At 57.7% G+C, this 19,467-nt stretch carries 11 protein-coding genes and 1 tRNA gene; 5 read left to right on the top strand and 7 right to left on the bottom strand.

The window, feature by feature from the left end; translation table 11 throughout:
• Nucleotides 1-27 precede the first annotated feature (27 nt).
• Nucleotides 28-699 (bottom strand): Npun_F0813 family protein, encoded by a 672-nt coding sequence (locus tag HNI00_RS13345; RefSeq protein WP_172354199.1) that lies wholly within the window; start codon nucleotides 697-699, stop codon nucleotides 28-30.
• Nucleotides 700-1,409: 710 nt separating this feature from the next.
• On the opposite strand from HNI00_RS13345, the gene HNI00_RS13340 reads away from it, so the two are divergent.
• Nucleotides 1,410-1,483, top strand: a tRNA-Arg gene (locus HNI00_RS13340).
• Between the two features lie 96 nt (nucleotides 1,484-1,579).
• Here HNI00_RS13340 and ggt read toward each other — a convergent pair.
• The 3 genes from ggt to HNI00_RS13325 all read right to left on the bottom strand — a co-directional run bounded on the left by ggt (nucleotide 1,580) and on the right by HNI00_RS13325 (nucleotide 5,854).
• On the bottom strand, nucleotides 1,580-3,142 hold the full coding sequence (gene ggt, locus HNI00_RS13335; protein ID WP_316786913.1) for a gamma-glutamyltransferase: 1,563 nt from the start codon (nucleotides 3,140-3,142) through the stop codon (nucleotides 1,580-1,582).
• A gap of 140 nt (nucleotides 3,143-3,282) precedes the next feature.
• On the bottom strand, nucleotides 3,283-3,981 hold the full coding sequence (locus tag HNI00_RS13330; protein ID WP_172354197.1) for a COP23 domain-containing protein: 699 nt from the start codon (nucleotides 3,979-3,981) through the stop codon (nucleotides 3,283-3,285).
• 955 nt (nucleotides 3,982-4,936) lie between these two features.
• A complete protein-coding gene (locus HNI00_RS13325) occupies nucleotides 4,937-5,854 on the bottom strand; it encodes a M23 family metallopeptidase (protein WP_316786909.1) in 918 nt (305 codons plus the stop codon).
• A 301-nt stretch (nucleotides 5,855-6,155) separates the two neighbouring features.
• Here HNI00_RS13325 and HNI00_RS13320 point away from each other — a divergent pair, with 301 nt between their 5' ends.
• Nucleotides 6,156-8,489 (top strand): monovalent cation:proton antiporter family protein, encoded by a 2,334-nt coding sequence (locus HNI00_RS13320; RefSeq protein WP_316786908.1) that lies wholly within the window; start codon nucleotides 6,156-6,158, stop codon nucleotides 8,487-8,489.
• A gap of 34 nt (nucleotides 8,490-8,523) precedes the next feature.
• Here the strand turns inward: HNI00_RS13320 and HNI00_RS13315 are convergent, their stop codons facing one another.
• A complete protein-coding gene (locus HNI00_RS13315) occupies nucleotides 8,524-9,213 on the bottom strand; it encodes a hypothetical protein (RefSeq protein ID WP_316786906.1) in 690 nt (229 codons plus the stop codon).
• A 921-nt stretch (nucleotides 9,214-10,134) separates the two neighbouring features.
• Here HNI00_RS13315 and HNI00_RS13310 point away from each other — a divergent pair.
• Nucleotides 10,135-10,851: a hypothetical protein gene (locus HNI00_RS13310; RefSeq protein ID WP_316786904.1), complete on the top strand. Its 717-nt coding sequence runs from the start codon at nucleotides 10,135-10,137 to the stop codon at nucleotides 10,849-10,851.
• Between the two features lie 134 nt (nucleotides 10,852-10,985).
• Nucleotides 10,986-13,250 carry a peptidoglycan D,D-transpeptidase FtsI family protein gene (locus tag HNI00_RS13305; protein ID WP_316786902.1) on the top strand — a complete coding sequence of 755 codons (2,265 nt, stop codon included), beginning with the start codon at nucleotides 10,986-10,988 and terminating at the stop codon, nucleotides 13,248-13,250.
• Between the two features lie 84 nt (nucleotides 13,251-13,334).
• Here the strand turns inward: HNI00_RS13305 and HNI00_RS13300 are convergent, their stop codons facing one another.
• Nucleotides 13,335-14,762 (bottom strand): ABC transporter substrate-binding protein, encoded by a 1,428-nt coding sequence (locus HNI00_RS13300; RefSeq protein ID WP_316786900.1) that lies wholly within the window; start codon nucleotides 14,760-14,762, stop codon nucleotides 13,335-13,337.
• A gap of 654 nt (nucleotides 14,763-15,416) precedes the next feature.
• Between HNI00_RS13300 and HNI00_RS13295 the strand changes: the two genes are divergently transcribed.
• On the top strand, nucleotides 15,417-16,565 hold the full coding sequence (locus HNI00_RS13295; RefSeq protein WP_316786898.1) for a DUF1517 domain-containing protein: 1,149 nt from the start codon (nucleotides 15,417-15,419) through the stop codon (nucleotides 16,563-16,565).
• A 53-nt stretch (nucleotides 16,566-16,618) separates the two neighbouring features.
• On the opposite strand, the gene pcrA is transcribed toward HNI00_RS13295, so the two are convergent.
• A complete protein-coding gene (gene pcrA / locus HNI00_RS13290) occupies nucleotides 16,619-18,970 on the bottom strand; it encodes a DNA helicase PcrA (protein ID WP_316786896.1) in 2,352 nt (783 codons plus the stop codon).
• Nucleotides 18,971-19,467 lie beyond the last annotated feature (497 nt).

Below are 19,467 nucleotides of genomic sequence, written 5' to 3'. Positions count from 1 at the left end.
CGCAGAATGCTTGCGAATACCTGCCAGCTATTGCCAGTCTTTTCCAGAGGGAGACTGCTTGAGCCAGTTTAGGAACTGCGTGCGATCGCCCTCAGACATATCCTGAAGCGCATCCAGCACCCGCCCCGTGAAGCTAGTATTCCCAAAATGCTCCTTGCCCAAGCGCAGCAACTCCAGCAGCAGCGTATTCAGATGATGCTCTTGCCAAGGGGGCACCTGAAGCGATGCCAGCGGATCGACCGTCAGAAGCTGATTAATCGCATCCGGCGACTCGGTTTGAGGAAACCGCCACTGCTGAAATACGCTGGAAATTTCTTTCTGAAACATGCCAGCCTGCCGTCCCCCCAGCAGATCTTCAATATCAATGTAGACCGCCTGGAGCAGCAGCAGCGCCGCCTGAATCAGGGCCGGAGACGTGCTATCCGTTGCCACCTGGTCGCCACTGTCCGCAGCAAGCTGATCCAGCCGCACCTTGCCCCACACGCTATAGCGCTCTGGCTCCTCCAGCAACACGCAGGCTTTGCCCCGGTTATCCGTCAAATCGCGCCAAAAGGCTTTTGCGTCTTCCTCCTGAGCCGCGTTAAACACGCTGATCAGCCGAAAAGACTGTCCCTGGTAATGCAGAACAGGAATCTGTTGATCTTTTTTGGGGTGTTGAACGCTCGTAATTTCAACATCCTGCCGCTTTAAGATAAACATGATTTGGTCGGTTGACTCCTGTCAGGGCGGGGGTGTTGGAAAACCGCCGTTCGATGGGCGATACACACTGGATTGGTCTAAGTGTACACCTGATACCGGATTCGTTTAGCGCTGGGCACTGGGACGAACTTGGTTCTGGACAGAGCGCTTAGACAGTGGACAGACCGTTTGCAAGGTCAAGACCCCGCAAGCGTCGGATCGTATAGTAAGCGTATAGTAATTTTGATGGGATGAAACGCGGACGCTGGAGGAGCGATCGCAAAACATGAAATCCGCCTTAGGGTAAGCTTGGGAGCAATGGTCTCTGCTGAACGGCTCGCCGGAGCGCAGGACTTAGATATTGGGCGAGTCCAAGCCCTTTGGGGGTTTATTCTAAACTTGCTGATTGGTTCATATCGACTCGTTCGTGTGTTAAGTTGGGCTGGTTTAGTTTTCCCATCTTGTCTGGGTTCCCTAACGCTGCCTGGTCGTCTGATTAAAAACGGTATGAGTTGGCATGAGTTGGTATAGGGTGTGCTTAAACCTGTAAATGCTGGAAATCCTGGATATCCTGGAAATCCGCATTTCAGAGTCCTGTCCGCAACGGCTGACGCTTTGAGCAATCACACTTCAAGCAAGCGAGTGTAACTGATAAAATCAAGTTCATCTCAAGCCTATGGGTTGTGTTGTAGGTCAGCTACACAGCTCCACGTATCGCGTAAGGTTTGCTGGCTCCAGTAGCTCAGCCGGATAGAGCAACTGCCTTCTAAGCAGTCGGTCGCAGGTTCGAGTCCTGCCTGGGGCGTTTTTGATTTTGAGAAGCTGAGGTCTGAAGGGCTGAAGTTTGAGAGTCTAATTGAAAATCTAAAAAATTTGAGAATCTAAAGGAATCTGAAGATTTCTATTCGACCAGCGCGACAAAGCCGCTGCGACGGCGATCGCCCGCACCCGTCAGCCTGCCATCCGGGTTCGCCAGCACCGCATGAACCCCACCAAAAAACATATTCTGCTGCTCCCACGGCACAATCTCGCTGTTCCAGGGAAATTGAGTGTGGACTTTGGGAATCTCAAACCCTGGCTCTAGGTTCATCACATCTGCTTCCCAGTGGATGCGAGGTGAGTTTACAGCCTGCTCAATCGGCATCTGAAAGTCGATGACGTTGGAAATCACCTGCAAAATCGCCGTGCGAATCCGGTTCGAGCCTCCAGACCCCAGCACCAGTTCTGGCATTCCCCCCGCCAGCACCATCGTCGGAGCCATCATGGAGGAAATTCGCGCATCAAGCGGCCACTGGTGAAACCCGCCAGGATGCAGATCTGCCTCGCCCAGCATATTGTTCAGCATGATGCCCGTTCCCGGAATCGTATAGCCCGACCCTTCGCCGTTGGAGGCAGTAATGCTAGCCGCATTGCCCTCGCCATCGATGACGCTAAAGTGGGTCGTGCTGCCCCATTTGTTCACCCCTGCTGTCTGCAAAAGCTGCTGGGCATAGCGATGCAGGTGTGCCTCTGCCAGAAAGCGCTCTGCCACATCGGGCTGGTTGATTCGGGAGTCGTAGCCATCGGCACGGGCCAGGTTCGTGAGCCGCATCGCATCTGCCAAAAGCGTCAGGTGCGCCTCCGAGCCAAATTCGTACCCTGCAACCTCAACTTGAGACAGCAGCGCCAGCGCAAAGGCAATCAGGCAGCCGCCGGAACTGGGGGGCGGGTTGGTGACGAGCGTGGTTCCCCGATAGCAAGTCATCAGGGGCGATCGCTCGATGACGCGATACTGGCGCAAATCCTCCAGCGACAGATAGCCGCCCCGCGTTTGGGAATCTTTCACCAGCGCATGGGCGATCTCGCCTTCATAAAACGCCTGCGGCCCCTCCTGCACCAGCAGCCGGATCGTCTCTGCCAAATCGGGATTATAGAAGCGATCGCCCGGTTGCAGCAGTTCCCCCTCTCGCGTGCAGAGTTGCCCCATCTCTGGACAGGCCAGCAAAATCGGCCGCAAGATTTGAAAGCAGTAAGCCTGGAAGTCACCGATTTCCACGCCCGCCGTGGCGTAGTGCAGCGCGGGTTCTGCCACGGCCGACATGGGCAGCCGCCCCAGCCGACGGTGCATCTGAAACAGACCCGCCACGGTGCCCGGAACAGCGATCGCCCCCAACCCAATATGAAACTCCTGCACCGCCGTTCCAAAGTCCACCAGCACCGGATAAAACTCGACCGCCTCGACGGGTCGCCGCTGGCGCGGGGTCTGGGTAAAAAAATCGAACAGAATATTTTGCCGCTCCGCCGTGTGCGCCAGCAAAAACCCCCCGCCTCCCAGCGACGTGAGGGTTGGTTCTGTAACGCAGGATGCCAGCATCGCCGCCGCCGCCGCATCAAACGCATTGCCCCCCAGCCGCAGCATTTCGGCTCCAGCTTCGGCGGTTTTGGGGTGTCCGGCGGCGATCGCACCACGGGTCTTAGCGGGCATGAGGAAGGTCTGAAATAAAGGGGTGACGGGTTCGCCTGCTGGCAAGGAGTCATACAGGCTTCAGCCTATTATGCAGGCTTTTTATGCAAGCTTTCGCCACCCCATCAGTTCAACCCTGTCTCCTGCCTGCCAAACTCCTCCTACCGAAAGAGATCTGGATTCAGCCGATAGCTGCCAGAACTTGAGCGGGCGGGAACCGCAGAACGCAGGCGATCGCCCGTGCCCCCATCTGCCGGGTCGAGGAACGGCCGCAGGTTGATGCCGCTGGCGGGTGCAGAGGAGGAACGGCGGCTGCGGGGCAGGCGGAGATTCAGCGCATCGCCAATTTGCTCGATCAGCCGACCGTCGCGCCCCTGGAAGGTCGTCACGCCCTCGGTGCGCTGGCCGCTGTCGGCCACGGTCAGGTTTTCAAACACGCGATCGCGCACGATGATCGGGTCTTGTCCGGGCGGCACCGTCAACACCAGGCGACAGTCGGGAACCTGCTGGGTCGTAGCACAGACGACGTTATAGCCGTTCAGCGTCCCGGTTTTCAGTTCCGTCAGCCCATCCGGTCGATAAGATTCCAGCCTCCGCGCAATCTCGGCACAGCGGCGATCGGCCGTCCAGCCGCCGCCCAGCGTCGTGGGACGCGCCCAGGGATAAAGCTGCCCTGGCTGGCTTGCGGGCGAATACATCACCTGATACTCGCCATTTTCAAGCTGGCAGCTAAAGCGGGTGCCGCTGGGCACGGTCTGCGCGTCGGCGGGTTTGGGCATCGTCATGGCCCCCATGCCGACCACCACCGCGACACCTGCTGTGCTTGCCAATCGTTGCCAGAGGTTAAATTGTTGACGCATGTGAGGCTCTCCCTTTCCTGATGTGCCTGCGAATGAATGGGTCAGGACTTACACACTTGCGATAAGTTTTCTGGTTTTTGGAGGATTTCTTGCGGGCTGCGCCCGCAAGAAATCCTCCAACTGCGTAAGTCCTATTGGTAATAGAAGAAGTGGGACTGGAACAGGGGCGATCGCCCATTACCCAGCAACCCAGTGCCAGACTGATTCCATCGATTCAGTCCCCTATTAGGCCCAGTTCTATACAAACTCTGGACGGGCCGCCTCAGAAAAAGTGCCTGAATCAGACCCAGTTTGGGACAAGGCTCCAAACTTTGCTCACAGGGTTTAAGACTAGAGAAGCACCTTGGGGGAGGGCGATCGCCCTTACAAACCAGCTTCTCACCGATTCACTCGTCCATTGATTAAGTAGGGTTATGTCTAAAGGCAGGGATTGGCGTAAAGTTTTATAACAAAATTGCTGTGTCTCTTGTTACAATCTCCTGTAGGGAGGAAAGCGAAATATTCCGTGCCTGTTTTGAGATAGCCTGTTTGGGATGGCTTATTTCATGGCAGACCGCTCGGAATGTTTCTGGCTGTCTTCTCACGCCCTTCTGCACGAGTTGGGAACGCGCAGTTCGGGTTTTCTCCAAGCTAAAAAGACAACGTCATCAAACATGGTAGGGGCTGGCTCATTGGGTCAGCCTTTTTTCATGTTCTGAAATTTTCATGTTCTGAAATCCGCCTTGAAATCTGCTGCTTGAACACCGCAAATCGCCACCGGAACGTCCACAAAAATTCCGCAAAAATCCTGCAAAAATCCCATAAAAAGAAAGAAACCCCCGGCCGAAGCCGGAGGGTTCAATCAGGGTGCATCTACCTATAGCTTCAGAGTTCAGGGCGGCCTATCCGGAGAAAACGAGGCCAATCTCGCCAATTTTCTGGTCAACTTTGCAACAAATCAGGCTGCACAGCGGGACTATTCAAACCCCTGATTGCGCCAGGGCACCGGATCGACAGACTTGCCATTGACAAACAGCCCCCAGTGCAAGTTGGGCCCGGTCGCAGAACCTGTCGCGCCGATCGCCCCAATTCGCTGGCCCGGTTGCACAAAGTCGCCCTCCCGCACGTCGATGCGGCTGAGGTGGATGAAGATGCTGCTAACGCCCTGGCCGTGGTCAATCCCAACCGAGTTGCCGTGCAGCACAAAGCCATCCTCTACGCGCCCCACCAGCACCACCCGTCCCGCCGCCGGAGCCACGACGGGTGAACCCTGTCCACCTGCATAGTCCACGCCGCGATGATAGTAGTTCTCAGCAAACACGCCGTTATAGTAGCGCCGCACGCCATATTCTGAACTCACCCGTCCACTGGCGGGACGCGCAAATGCGCCACGCCAGTATTTCTCCGGCGATACGATTTGCTTTAGCGCATCCACGCGAGAAAACTCGTACTCGGTGCCGCCAGAGCCGCCGCCTCGCACCCGAATCCGCTGCACAGGAAACGAGCGATCGCGCAGCGTGATCGCCACGTTTCGCGGTTCCCCCATACCCGACACCTGGATCACCTTGCGCCCCGGCCGGTCGAGCGGCGTGGTGGGCAGCAGCGCCCGATAGCGATTTCCACTCAGCGGAAACACAGGATAGGCCGTGCCGTCCATCGTCACAGTGGGTGCGACCTCAGCAAGAACCGTGGGCCGCAGCACGACGGCGATGGTATCTCCTAGACGGGGATTGGTCGGCGCGATTTGCAAATCGGTTGCCTGGGCAGGCGCGATTAGAAGGATGAGCAGGGCGATCGCCCCTAGCCCAGCCCCCAGAAGCATCTGACGGCCCTGACGGAGCTTGCGAAAGGCTGCGGTTACCGAAAGCGACCGGACTTTGAAGAGAGGAGTCATGGCAAGGCGCTAAAACTCGACAGTGGTTGCCCAGAAGGTTACCACCGATCGCCCGTCCAAGTCTAAGGCCGAGTCTAAAAAGATTGCGTCTGGCTGATCCCAGAGCCTTAGAAGCCATGCCAAAAGGCTCCGTCTCAAGCGCTGTTAGAAATCTGCATTAGGAATCTGTGGGCATTGGGCGATCGCCGTTCCGCGAAATCGGAGATTGCCTTAAAGTGAAAGAAGGTTAAGTTTTTTTTATTTTTCTGAGTATTGGGTAAGGACTCAGAAACACTCGAACACACGAGGAACCCTTCAGCCCGTGCAAGAAGATTTTCGTCTCATTGTAGATTTAGTCGTGGTGCTGGCGGCGGCGGCCGGGGGCGGTCTGCTGGCGGCGCTGCTGCGACAGCCCGTACTCCTGGGATACCTGCTGGGTGGGGCAATCGTCGGGCCCGCAGGGCTAGGACTGGTGAAGGAACTGATCCAGGTAGAAACGCTGGCCCAGTTTGGCGCGGCGTTTTTGCTGTTTGCGCTGGGGGTTGAGTTTTCGCTAAACGAACTGCGGAAGGTGCAGGCCATTAGCCTCGGCGGTGGGGCGCTGCAAATTCTGTCTACGATTGGCATTACGGCGCTGGTGTCAGTTGGCATTGGCTGGGTCACGTCGCCGACGCAGGGCATTTTCCTCGGCTCGATTCTGTCTCTGTCTTCCACGGCGGTCGTGCTGAAGTGCCTGATGGAGCGCAACGAAACCGAAACCCTGCATGGGCGCGTCATGCTGGGTATTTTGGTGGTGCAGGATTTAGCCTTGGGGCTGATGCTGGCAGTGCTGCCTGCGCTGGAGGCTCCATCGGGCGAAATTGGCGCGGCGGTGGGCGTGGCGCTGCTGAAGACCGCGATGATTGCGGGCGGGGCGATCGCCGCTGGGATCTGGCTAATTCCACCGCTGCTGCGCCTGCTAGCCCGCACCGAAAGCCGCGAACTATTTCTGCTGGGCGTAGTGGCGCTGTGTTTGGGCATTGCCCTGCTGACGGAGTATCTGGGGCTGTCGATTGAGATGGGCGCGTTCATCGCGGGTCTGATGATCTCTGAGGTGGAATACGCCGACCAGACCCTCACCTACGTAGAGCCGATTCGAGATATTTTCGCCACGCTGTTTTTTGCAGCCGTGGGCATGTTGATCGATCCCCGCTTCATTTGGGAAAATCTGGAGCTAATTTTGGGGCTGGTGGCGCTGGTCTTTGTTGGCAAGTTTTTAATTATTGCGCCCCTGGTTCGCGCCTTTCGCTATCCGCTGAAGACAGCGCTGATCACTGGTCTGGGGCTGGCGCAGATTGGCGAATTTTCCTTCGTGCTGGCAAGCAAAGGGCAGGTGCTGGGTCTGGTGTCGCGCCGGGTGTATCTGCTGATTTTGGGCACAACCGCGGTTACGCTGGTGTTTACGCCGTTTGTGCTGCGGCTAGTGCCCAAAGTGTTTGCTTGGGCGGAGTCGGTTCCGGCGCTTCGCAACTGGCTGGAGGGGGGCGAAGGCCCCCAGGAGATTTCCGAGGCGCTGCCGCAAAAAGATCACGTCGTGGTCTGTGGCTATGGGCGGGTGGGTCGCACCATCGTCCGCCTGCTGCGGGAGAACAACTACCCTGTGGTGGTGATTGACCAGTCGGAGCAGCAAATTCAGAAACTGCGAGAGGAGCAGATTCCCTATGTCTATGGCAATGCAGCTAGTGTGCATGTGATGACGGCGGCGGGCGTAGAGCAGGCGCGGGGGATGGCGATCGCCCTGCCGGATGCCATGAGTACGCGCCTTTGCCTGAAGCGAGCGCTCGAACTAGCGCCCGATTTAGACGTGGTGGTTCGCGCCGCGCAGGACAAAGACATTGAACTGCTGTATCAGCTTGGGGCGCGAGAAGTCGTGCAGCCAGAGTTTGAGGCCAGCCTAGAGCTTTCGGCGCACCTGCTCATTGGCACCGGGCGATCCATGACCGAGGTGCTTCAGGAAGTGACCGAAATTCGCAATAGCCACTATCGAGAACTGCGTCCTCAGCAGGATTCCAAAGACGTATCTCGCGATCTCCAGGCTGCCACACAGGACATGAACAGCAAGTGGTATGCCCTGCCTGACCAGTCTCCGCTGACGGGCATGACGCTCGAAGAGGCAGACCTGCGGCGGATTGCAGGCGTGAGCCTGATGGCGATTCAGCGGCGAGAGGGCGATCGCATCGACTATCCCGACGCGCAAACCGTCCTGCAATCGGGCGATCGCCTGCTGCTGGTGGGCGATGCGTCAGAAATTGCCACCTTCAAGGATCTGGCCACCGGGGAAGTGCCCGTGCCCGCCAAAGACCTCTCCTGCCAGTGGGTTGCCGTACCCGATGCCAGTCCGCTGGCGGGGCAAACCCTGGGCGATCTAGATTTGACGCAGACCTACGCCGTGCAGGTGCAGGCGGTGCGCCGAGAGGGACAGTTCATCCGCTTTCCCGACGGCTCCATTGAGATTCAGGCGGGCGATCGCCTGTTGCTCTGCGGCACGCTCTATCACCTCAACCACGCCTACCAGTGGATCACTGCCGCCTCGCCCATCTTGCCTGCGCTGTCTCCGCCTACGCTCAGTGTCCCGGTCATGGATACCTTCCCACGGGGCGATCGCGAGGCTTCTTAAATCAAACGCCGTTGCAGTTCCACGCGGTTGAACCCTAGCTGGCCCGAGAACTAACCTGCGGCCCCGCCCAGAGATGCGTCTTGATCAGCCCAAAGGTCAAAGGCTGATCTTCTGTGGCGACGTGCGTTTGTCCCCGCAGATCGACCGTGCAATAGTGAACTTCGGGATCGCCCAAGTTGCAGCAGCGAAACAGCGCCCGATCAGGATATTGCTGACTCCAGCCCAGCAGCACCGCATTGGTATAGTTCACAAAGCTGGGCGCAAGCGTGTAGACATTGCCCGAAAACTGCTCCCACACCACGGCATAGTCCGATGCATGGCTGGCAGCAAAGCGCGATTCAAACTCTCGACACAGGAGGCGATCGCCCGTTTCTGACCAGGCAATTGGAATGGCGATCGCAATACTGCCCGCCAGATCCGACTCTCCCTGCTCAGCAAAAGGATTATTCGACAGGGGCGAAGTCGGCGATACGGTTCGCAGCTCGCGGGTCTGCAAATTTTCCACAAACAGGGCGCTGCTGACCCGGCTGCGGCTGATATCCGTGCCGACCTGCATTTGCAATCGGCTATAGGCGATGTACTGACCATCCGGCGACAGCAGCGCCGATGTGCGATAGGTGTGCAGACTGGCGGCTGGCGCTTCGGTTTGGGTCGTCAGCACCCAGTTCCAGGGGACGGGAAAGGGGCTGTCGATCGGGTCAAGCTGGACAGGCGGTTGGTTCATGGTGGGCAAGCAACTCAAAAACGGTGTTTTCAAAAAGGCAATTCAAAAAGGCAATTCCTTAAAAAAGGAGCAAACTGCTGAATCACAATTCAATAGAGAAGTCCGAATGATTGCCTGTTTTAACCCAGCGCCGCAAGCACTTGTTAGCACAAGTGTCAGCACGAGGCTGCAATCAAATCGCTGCTTGAACCTGATCCAAATCCAGTCCAAGCATCAACGATTTGTCCAGTTGGGTTAAACAAATTGGGTTAATAAAAAGTACAAGAATGCCGGGTTCAAACCCATACAGGTTCAACCCACTTTGAGCAAAAGCTCAGGTGTACTCAGGCTTTAGGGTTTGTTAGACCTAACACGATTGAATGATTTCTAGCAGGCACAGCCTGGGAGCAATCCGTGAGCAATCTTTCAAACCTTAAGCACTAATTTCAAGCGCGTGAATCCTCTCTATTAGTCTGTTAGATTTTCGGCAAAAACCTTTGTCAGACTTTAAGCAACTGAAAGGAAGCAGCAGGGTGACAGGCGGTAAGGACGACTAGCCTCTGAACCTAAAGCTTCTAAGACCTGAGGATCAAAGGCAACAGATCAAATCGAAGGCAACAGATTCAGAGGTAACGGAGAAAATGAAGACCGTCTGCGAGTGTGCTACTGAGCAAATTCCACACACCATATCTTAGGTATAGCAACTCTTAGCAAGATTGATGAATGTCGCGTCGAACTTTGTAACAACTCAAAGTAATGCTCAAAGTAACAGCTCAAAGGCAAAGCTTGGAGTCACAGAGTCAGAATCGCGATTTTCGGAACGGAATTTTTTAGAGAGAGGCAGGGAGATTTTCTTGAGTGGGGCTTGTTCCGCTCCCGAATTCTTCCACTATGATTGGAACAACGCCGCGCTTGGATCGCCTGTACTTGAATACTTGAATTATGACCGCTGCACCCCGTCCTCCTGCCAGAAGCCGTCGCCCCCCTGTGCCTACTCAAACGGCCCGTCGTCCAATTCCCAGGCGGTTTGACGCAGCGTCGGCCCATAGCGGTGGCAAGCTTGCCCCATTTCCCCAGCGGGGAGAACTGGCTCCGCTGCCTCCGCGTCCTGTCCGAAAATCGCCGCCAGTGGAGTTGATTGCATCACCCCGATCTGGGGCAACACTCCAGCCTGCTTCCCTCAATCCGCCGCCGAGGCTTCAACGAACTGCGCGGCGGCTAGCTCGATCGGCTCAACGGCAGGGCGATCGCCCAGTGGTTCAGTCCATTCCGGTGGCTCGAAAACCGCGCTGGCTCAATCAACTGTTGCGGACGCAGCGGGCCTCGACGGTGATTACCACAGGGCTGGTGACGCTGAGTTTCGCAATGTACGGCTGGACGGTCTATATCCAGCATCTCTGGCGCGGCGAATTTGACCGGATGCAAGCGCTAGAGCGACAAGAACGCCAGCTAACGGCAGCCAGCGAAACCCTGCGGCAGCATCTCGCAAACCAGGCCGAGCGCCCCGACTCTGGGCTGATCTTGCCCACGCCCGAAAGCGCGATTTTCCTGCCTGCACCGTCGCCCGCGCCTGCCCAAAGCTCAGTCCAAAGTCCAGTCCAAAGCCCAGCCTCGGAGCCTGCTGCACCCCTGCCCACAGAAGTGCCAATGGCCTATTAGCTGCCTATTAGCTAAAGCGACTTGGGCTAGCGCGAGATCGCTGGACAGGCTCAGGCTTCCAAAATCTGGCTCGCCTGTCCCAACAGGGCATTTTTATTCTCAGTATTTTTGGCTCAGTATTTTTTGGCATTGTCATGACCCAATCGGTTCCCCCACCCTCTGGTCTTCGACGATCTCAGCGTGCGGCTGGCAAGCGTTCTTCTAGTCCTGCAAGTAAACCTGCAAAGACGACGGGACGACCAGCTACCAATCCGCCCCGTCGTTCTCCTGCCGTCTCTGTCCGCCGCCTGTTGCGACAGTGGGGGCGATCGCTGAACGCAGCCTGGCAGGTTCTCCATAATCTGGGCGAGGGGCGATTCCCGCAGGGATCGCTTCGCGAATCTCCCGGACAAGGAGCAACTCGGTCTGCTGCCCAGCGGACGGCCCGTTCAGTCGTATCGCCTCAGCGGCCGTTGCGGCGTGCATCGCTGGCGGGCGCATCTCTGGAGGGTGCGTCCCAGGGGCGATCGCCCCGTCAGAGAACGCCTGGTTCAGCAAGTCCCGGCCGTTCTGCTCGATTCCCCCAACCCCGTGTGAACCCGTCGGGATCGCGCCCCCAGCCAGGGAAACGGCAGACAGCCCCTCGATCGGCGGTTCGCCCAGCGTCGAAGTCTGTGCGTCTGCATCGGGTCGATCCCGCCAGCCATCCCTCAGCGGCGCGGATGCTATTGGTGTGGGGCGTGTTGACCCTTGGCGCAATCGGGCTGACGGCCAATCTGTTTCGCTTGCAGGTGCTTCAGGCAGATGTCTTGTCCAGCCGCGCTCAGGCTCAGCAGACGGTGAGGTTGCAGCCGATTTTGCCGCGCCGCCCAATTGTCGATCATCAGGGTACGTCGCTGGCGGTGGATCGGCTGGTTTACATGCTCTACGCCCATCCCAAGCTGTTCAAAAAGTCCAAGGATGAGGTGGCCGAGGCGATCGCCCCCATCCTCAACCAGTCCTCGGTAGATTTGGCTAATCTGTTCGACGAGCAGGAAAGCGGCATCGAGGTTAACTTTGGACTTTCGGAAGATGCCGCCGACCGGATTCGGGCCCTGCGACTGGACGGGCTGGAACTGCTTCCCCGACAGCAGCGCTTCTACCCGCAGCAAGACCTGCTGGCGGAGGTGGTGGGCTATGTCAACCTAGATCGAGAAGCGCAGGCAGGCGTGGAGTATACCCAGCGGGCAGCCCTAGAGCGGTCAAACCAGGTGGCCCGCTTTTTGCGCGGCGGAAAGGATCTCGTAAAACCAGGCGAAATTCCCAGCTACGTGCTAAAGCAAGACGACCTGCGGCTGCAACTGACGGTGGATCGGCGGCTTCAGCAGGCAGCCCGCACAGCCCTCAAGCAAAAAATGACCGAATTTGGCGCAAAGCGGGGCGCGGTGCTGGTGATGGAGGTGCAAACGGGGGCGCTGCGGGTGATGGCGACGGAGCCATCCTTTGACCCCAACCAGTACTACACCTACCAGATGGATCAGCTCCGCAACTGGCTGCTGACCGATCCCTACGAGCCAGGTTCAACCTTCAAGCCAATCAACGTGGCGATCGCCCTAGAAGCAGGCACCGTCCGCCCCAACGACAGCTTCTATGACGAAGGGCGGATCTACATCGGCCCTTGGCCAATTCAGAACAGCGATGGCGCAGCGCGGGGTTCCCAAACCGTCGCAGAAATCGTCGCCCACTCTAGCAATGTGGGCATGGTGCGAATCATGCAAACGCTAAAGCCAGAGATTTATTACGACTGGCTGGCAAAGATCGAACTGGCCAAGCCCACGGGGATCGATCTGCCGTTTGAAACAGCCGGCCAGGTGAAAAAACGGGATCAGTTCCTAGGTGATCCGGTGGAGGTGGCGGTGACGGCTTTTGGGCAAGGCTTTAGCCTGACCCCGGTGCAACTGCTGCGGCTGCAAGGGGCGATCGCCAACGGCGGTTTCCTGGTCACGCCCCACGTCGTTGAAGGACTCTTTGACAGCAGCGGCAAACCCCACTGGCAGCCCCAATACGCGCCCCCCAAGCAGGTTTTCTCGCGTGAAACGGCGCAGGCCGTGCTGGGCATGATGGAAAAGGCCGTCGAAGAAGGCACAGGCACGCCCGCCAAAATTCCTGGCTATCGCATTGCTGGGAAAACAGGGACGGCTCAAAAAGCCAGCGCCACGGGCGGCTACGACAACGTTGCCCGAATCACCAGCTTCGTCAGCCTGTTTCCGGTGGAAGCTCCCCGCTATGCGGTGCTGGTGGTCATCGATGAACCCCAGGGCGACAATGCCTACGGCTCCACCGTTGCCGCGCCCATCGCCCGCGACGTGATGGAAGCGCTGATCCGCATTGACCTGATTTCTCCCAGCAAGGCTCCGGATACGACGGTCGTGGAGCAGTAGCGCAATGTGGAGCAGTAGCGCAATAATGAGTGGCGCAAATGTGAATGGCGCAGTGAATGGCGCAAATGGCGCGTCCATTCCCCTTCACGGCTGAGACACGGGATAAAAGCTATACCCAAACTGGGACTGACTGGGGACGATTTCCACGAGCTGCATGGCCTGATTGCGATCGCCCGATGGCAGGAACCGCACCACACCCGTCGCCCCTTCAATCGTGTCCTCATTGGAGCGCAGAGATTCCGCAATGGCAGCGCGATTGGTTTTGCCGATAGAAATGGCCTTTATCAGGGCGATCGCCGCATCGTAGGCCATGGCGGTGCGCCAGTTCACGTCGCCCCCCCAATATTGCCGCGAGGAGCGCACAAAGGGCGCATTGGGGTCTGCCAGCAAGATCCACGGCACGGCGACCACCATGCCCACCGCCGACTCACCGCCGACCTGCAACACGCGGGGATTGTAAAGACTATCGCCCCCCAAAATCGGCAGCCGCCGTCGATTAATCGCCACAACTTGCAGCGCCGGGTCGAGTGTGGCCGTGTTGGCCGCCAGCACCAGCACCTCTGCCCCCTGCTGGGCTGCCTGGTCAAACGAAGCCACCGAATCGAACCCCGCTGCCGACAGGTCAAATTCGCCCACAACCTGCCCCCCATCACTGAAGACAGCCGTCGTGAATTCGTTTTTGAGGGACGTGCTGTAGGCGCTTTGGGAATTGTAGAAAACCGCAGCCCGCTGGACCCGCAGCCGCTCTAGCATATACCGAGACAGGGCCGCAGCGGTAAAGCGATCGCTCGGCACGGTGCGAAAGATGTACTGCCCTGCGCCCGAAAGCTGAACCGACGTGCTGGTGGGCGAGATCATGACCAGTCGGCCGGCTTCATAAACCGGGGCGGCGGCCAGCGTGGCATCGCTGCCAAAGTGCCCAATCACACCCAGCACCGAGCGATCTTTGACCAGCGCCTCCGCCACCTGCGGGGTCACGTCGGGGCTATTGTCGTCGTTGACAATCATCACCTTGAGGGGCACACCGTCGATGCCGCCTGCACGATTCACCTCATCCTGAGCCTGGGCCACGCCCCGCAAGATTTCCAAAGCCGAATTTGCAGAGGCGGCAGTCGGGACGGCCACAGCAATGGTGTAGGAATTTTGATCCCCAATGCGGGCATTGTTTAGATAGATCAGCGCCTCCGGGTCGTTGCGGTTTGCCTGGAGGGAGGCCTCCAAGTTGGCGATCGCCCCCTGATAGTCTCGATTGGCCAGGGCTTGCACGGCCGCCTGCTTCTGAGGGGAGGCTCCTTCGGGAAACAGCAATTGCGCCCCGGTGCTGAGGCGATCGCCTACGCGCCCCGCCCCGCCGCCCTGCCCCGGACTGCTTGTGGAGGAAGAACCGCCCTGCCCGATGCCCACACCACCAAAACCCAGATTTCTGCCAAACCACCAAATGCCGCCTGCTAACAGCAACAGCGTCACCAGCAGCGACAAAATCAGAGGAAGCGTTTCATTTTTCTGAGACATAGGCGTTTGGGTAGGGCACTCAGCCGCAAGATAACCGCGTAAAATCCGTTCTCTTATCCGTTCTTTTATCAGTTCATACTTATCAGATTACGAGACCTATGACGAATTGGCGGCCGATTCTGCCGGTTCTACGGAAGCAGGCAGCATGGGTAGAGAATGTTGCCCAACGCCCGTCGTCGCCTACTTCCATTCTTCCCAAAAGCGCTGCGGATAAAATCGCTGCAAGCCTTCCAGACGCTTTGGCTGGTAATCTAAAATCGCCTGTAACCGTTGTAAGCCCTAACAAAAAGACCGACCCAAGCGGCTTCCAGACGCTTTGGCTGGTAATCTAAAATCGCCAATCTAAAATTCAGAATTGACAAATCCAGAATTGACATTAGTTGAGATTACTTGACGTTCTCTCTGGCTCGTAGGATTATGCGAGACATCCCAGGCTCCGCGCTTCACTGACTCCCCTCGGCTAGGCAGTGTCTTAAAACTTTCTAGGTCGTTGATTGCCTTGAGTCGATCCCCCGAAATCCCCCTTAATCAGGGGGACTTCCGGAGTGGTTTGGCTCGGTTCCCCCCTTTTTAAGCGGGGCTAGGGGGGATCAAAAGGCTTTAAAGCACGAACACGCCCTAGACGCGGCCAAGAATTCGCCAAAGACAAACATCATGGCTAAACACATGACCCGGTTTCGCAAGATTCGCCAGACGGTTCAATTTGGTGCAACAACGCTGCTGGCGCTGGCGCTGGTCAATGGCATAAGCATAGACGGGACAGGCGGGCTAAGCGGGCGAGACTTTCTAACGGGCAATCCCCTGCGGCAGGGCTTTGCTCGACGCGCTGAGGCGGCTTCGGGCGGTCGCTATCGCGGCGGCACATTCAACCGTCCGTCGGGCGGCGGATCGGCTGGGGGCGGCTATTCCGGCGGGGGGTATTCAGGCGGCGGCTACTCTGGCGGCGGCTATTCCGGGGGCTATGGCGGTGGCTATACCTCGCCCGACTATTTCCCCGTACCGGGGCGCTACTATCCGCCGCCCGGCCCCATTTATATTCCGTCCAATCGGCCACCCGTGATCGTTGCCCCCGGCGGCGGCTATGTCACGCCCGTTGGCGGCGGGGGCGGGGGTGGGTTGTTTCTGCTGTTTTTCCTGCTGCCTGCGGGGCTGATGATTTTTTCCACCGTGATGTCGGCCATGCAGCGCACGGGGCGATCGCGCATTCCGGCGGCTCGTCCGGGGCGCGGCGAACTGGAGAACGACATTGTGACGGTGACGCTGCTCCAGGTGGCGCTGTTGTCCCAGGCGCGATATATCCAGGAGCGGCTGAACCAGTTGGTGGCAGGCATCAATACCGACACAAAGGCAGGGCTGTCGGAGGCGCTGCGAGAAACGGTGCTGGTGCTGCTGCGATCGCCCGAAAACTGGACCCACGCCCGCGCCCTATCCAAGACCGTTTCCAGCCGCGAGGAAGCTGCCCGCCTGTTTGAGCAATGGTCCATCGAAGAGCGAGGCAAGTTCACCTCCGAAACCCTGGTGAACGTGGGCGGCAAAGTTCGCCGACAGCCGCTTGACCTCAACCCCAATGACGACCCCGCCGCCTACATCGTGGTGACGCTGATTGTCGGCACAGAAGACGACCGTCCCCTATTTGGCCCCATCCACACGGTCGAGGAACTGAAGCTTGCCCTGCGCCGCCTGGGGGCCATTCCGCCCGAATACCTCGCCATCTACGAACTGCTGTGGACTCCCCAAGACCCCACCGACAGCCTCAGCCGCGAGGAACTGCTGACGGGCTATGCCGATATGGTGCAGGTTTAGGGTTTAGCCGGTCGAGGGATTCGGTAATTAGATAAAGGGATTCAATAAAGGGATTAAATCACTCGCTGCAAGGTGGTGATCTTCGGGTCAATGATCTTCTGCCCCTGCCCCGGAAACTTGATGGCAAGGCAGATCTTGTTGCCTGCGCCAAAGATGTGAGTAACCTGGCCCGCGCCGTAGGCTTTGTGAACGACGCGATCGCCCACTTTCCAATCATCCGCGTGGGTGTTGGGCAAGCTTTCCTGGGCCCGCTTCGCCTTCACCTCGCGGATGGGGGTTGCCATTTTCTTGGGCAATGCGCCCACCGCGCTGGTCAGCAGCAGTTCTTTGGGCAGTTCTGCCAAAAACAGCGATGGTGCGGCAGGTTCCCGCGTGCCATATAGTCGCCGCTCGCGGGCATAGCTGATGAACAAACGCTCCTTGGCGCGGGTAATGCCGACATAGCAGAGGCGGCGCTCTTCCTCCAGCGAGGCGGGGTCTTCCATCGAGCGGAAGTTGGGAAACAGGCCCTGCTCTACGCCAACGAGAAACACCACGGGAAACTCCAGTCCTTTGGACGAATGCAGCGTCATCAGCGACACCTGGCGCTGGTCTTCCTTCGTATTGTCCAGGTCAGAGGCGAGGGACGCATTGGCCAGAAACATCAGCAGCGTCGCGCCTTCGTTCTCTTCCTCAAATTGCAGCACCGCGTTATAGAGTTCCTGCACGTTTTGCAGGCGATCGTCCGCTTCGTCCGTGCCCTGCGCCTTCAGGTCTGCCACATAGCCCGAATCCTCCAGCACCCCCTGCACGATTTCCGCAGGCGGCGTGTCTTCCAGCTTCGCTTGCCAGGTCTGGATGATGTTGGCAAAGCCGCTGACCGCCTTGGCAGAGCGCCCCGCCAGCGTGCTGACCAGGGTTTCATCGGTCAACACCTCCCAGAGCGTGCGATCGAGGTCGCGGGCAGCAGACTCCAGCCGATCGATCGTGGTTTTGCCGATGCCGCGCCGGGGCGTGTTGATGACGCGCTTGAGGCTAACGGTGTCTTGCGGATTGGCGATCGCCCTCAAATACCCCAGCACGTCCTTAATTTCCTTGCGGTCATAGAACCGCAGCCCGCCGACGATGTTGTAGGGAATGCCGTAGCGCCCCAAAAATTCCTCAAACGCCCGCGACTGCGCGTTCGTGCGATAGAGAATCGCAAAGCTGCCCCAGTGCAACTCCGGGTTATGTTGCTCCAACTGGCGAATCTGGTCGATCACGAATCGCGCCTCGTCGGTTTCGTCTTCCGCCCGAAACAGAAAGATCGACTCGCCCGCGCCCCGCGTCGCCCGTAGCACCTTGTCGATCCGCTCGGTGTTGTTTTCAATTAGCTCATTAGCCGCTTCCAGAATGTTCGCCGTAGAGCGATAGTTTTCCTCTAGCTTTACCATCGTCCGCGTGTCGTCGTCCGGCAGCCCATCGCCAAAATCGTCCTGAAACTCTAGCAAAATCCGAAAATCCGCTGCTCTAAAGGAATAAATCGACTGGTCCGCATCGCCTACAACAAATACAGAGCGGTATTCCCAGTCTTTGAAATTTTCCGTCTCTTCGCCGTTCGTCACCAATAGTCGAATCAGGTCATACTGCGTGCGGTTCGTATCCTGATACTCATCCACCAGGATGTGTCTGAAGCGTTTGTGCCAGTATGCCAAAACCTGTTCATTTTGGCGGAATAGCTGGACGGGGATCAGAATCAAATCGTCGAAGTCAAGCGCGTTATTTGCAGCGAGTGCTTTTTGATATTCAGCGTACACATTGGCGATCGTGCGGCCGCGAAAGTTGGGCTGTTCCCGTTCCAAATCAGCGGGCGACCAGCCCTGGTTTTTGGCATTGCTAATGGCGTAACGGACAGAGCGCGGGTCAAATTTCTTGTCATCCAGATTGAGCTGATTGATGACAATATCCTTCACCAATGCCTGCGCGTCGGATTCGTCAAAGATGGAAAAATTGCGGTTCCAGGAATAGCCGCCAGGATGCTGAAACTTTTCAATGTCAAATCGCAAAATGCGGGCACAGAGCGCGTGAAACGTACCGATCCACAGGTCTTTGGTAATCGTTTTATAAACAAAAGACTTCAGCCGCGTTTGCTCATGTTCGGGCAGTGCCTCTAGGGGCTTACCGTGCTTGCTCTGGGCCTCGCGCTCGGCAAACAGCTTTTCAATCCGCTCCTTCATTTCGCGGGCGGCTTTGTTGGTGAACGTCACCGCCAGAATATTTTCGGGGTCTACCCGATGGGTCAGCACCAGGTTGGCGATGCGGTAGGTCAGCGCTCGCGTTTTGCCAGAGCCAGCGCCCGCCACCACCAGCAGCGGCCCACAGTAATGCTCGACGGCACGGCGCTGGGACGGATTGAGGTGGGCGAGGAAGTCGGCGGTTTTGGGCATGGGGTGAGGAAGGGGAAACAGGGAGAGCGGAATGCTGGAGGTGAGAGGATGTTTGAAAAGTCCTACTGTTTGTAGCAAAGCGTGCAAGATCCCCCTAAATCCCCCTTAAAAAGGGGGACTTTAAGGCGGTTTCCCCCCTTTTTAAGGGGGGCTAGGGGGGATCTCTGAGTGCTTAACATTACAGGCGATACCTTTTCAAACACCCTCTGAGGGAATGTCGGGATGGAGCAGGGGTTAACTCCAATACCCCAATGTCTTTCACCCGTCGATCTGACGCATTTTCTGACGTATTTTTTGAGGTATTTAATGATTAACCATTCTGACCCGATTCGTGAAACTTCCGCGAAACTTCATTGTAAAAGCTTCAGGGTAGAAGCTTCAGGTTTGGGTGCGGGCGATCGCCCCTAGCACCAACTCCCCCAATGGCGCGACAAGTAAAGCTGCCGCAAGCCCCAATGAGACTTTCCTAACCGCCCAAAATCCAAAATCGCAAATCC

The sequence above is a fragment of the Thermoleptolyngbya oregonensis NK1-22 genome, from assembly GCF_032705245.1.
Lineage (GTDB): Bacteria > Cyanobacteriota > Cyanobacteriia > Elainellales > Elainellaceae > Thermoleptolyngbya > Thermoleptolyngbya sichuanensis.
Note: the sequence above shows the minus strand (reverse complement) of the source record. Positions and strands in the feature narration are given on the sequence as shown.

Coding starts and splice junctions, on each gene's coding strand:
- HNI00_RS13345 (WP_172354199.1), bottom strand. CDS start 699: ATGTTTATCTTAAAGCGGCAGGATGTTGAAATTACGAGCGTTCAACAC.
- ggt (WP_316786913.1), bottom strand. CDS start 3,142: ATGCCCGCTAAGACCCGTGGTGCGATCGCCGCCGGACACCCCAAAACC.
- HNI00_RS13330 (WP_172354197.1), bottom strand. CDS start 3,981: ATGCGTCAACAATTTAACCTCTGGCAACGATTGGCAAGCACAGCAGGT.
- HNI00_RS13325 (WP_316786909.1), bottom strand. CDS start 5,854: ATGACTCCTCTCTTCAAAGTCCGGTCGCTTTCGGTAACCGCAGCCTTT.
- HNI00_RS13315 (WP_316786906.1), bottom strand. CDS start 9,213: ATGAACCAACCGCCTGTCCAGCTTGACCCGATCGACAGCCCCTTTCCC.
- HNI00_RS13310 (WP_316786904.1), top strand. CDS start 10,135: ATGACCGCTGCACCCCGTCCTCCTGCCAGAAGCCGTCGCCCCCCTGTG.
- HNI00_RS13305 (WP_316786902.1), top strand. CDS start 10,986: ATGACCCAATCGGTTCCCCCACCCTCTGGTCTTCGACGATCTCAGCGT.
- HNI00_RS13300 (WP_316786900.1), bottom strand. CDS start 14,762: ATGTCTCAGAAAAATGAAACGCTTCCTCTGATTTTGTCGCTGCTGGTG.
- HNI00_RS13295 (WP_316786898.1), top strand. CDS start 15,417: ATGGCTAAACACATGACCCGGTTTCGCAAGATTCGCCAGACGGTTCAA.
- pcrA (WP_316786896.1), bottom strand. CDS start 18,970: ATGCCCAAAACCGCCGACTTCCTCGCCCACCTCAATCCGTCCCAGCGC.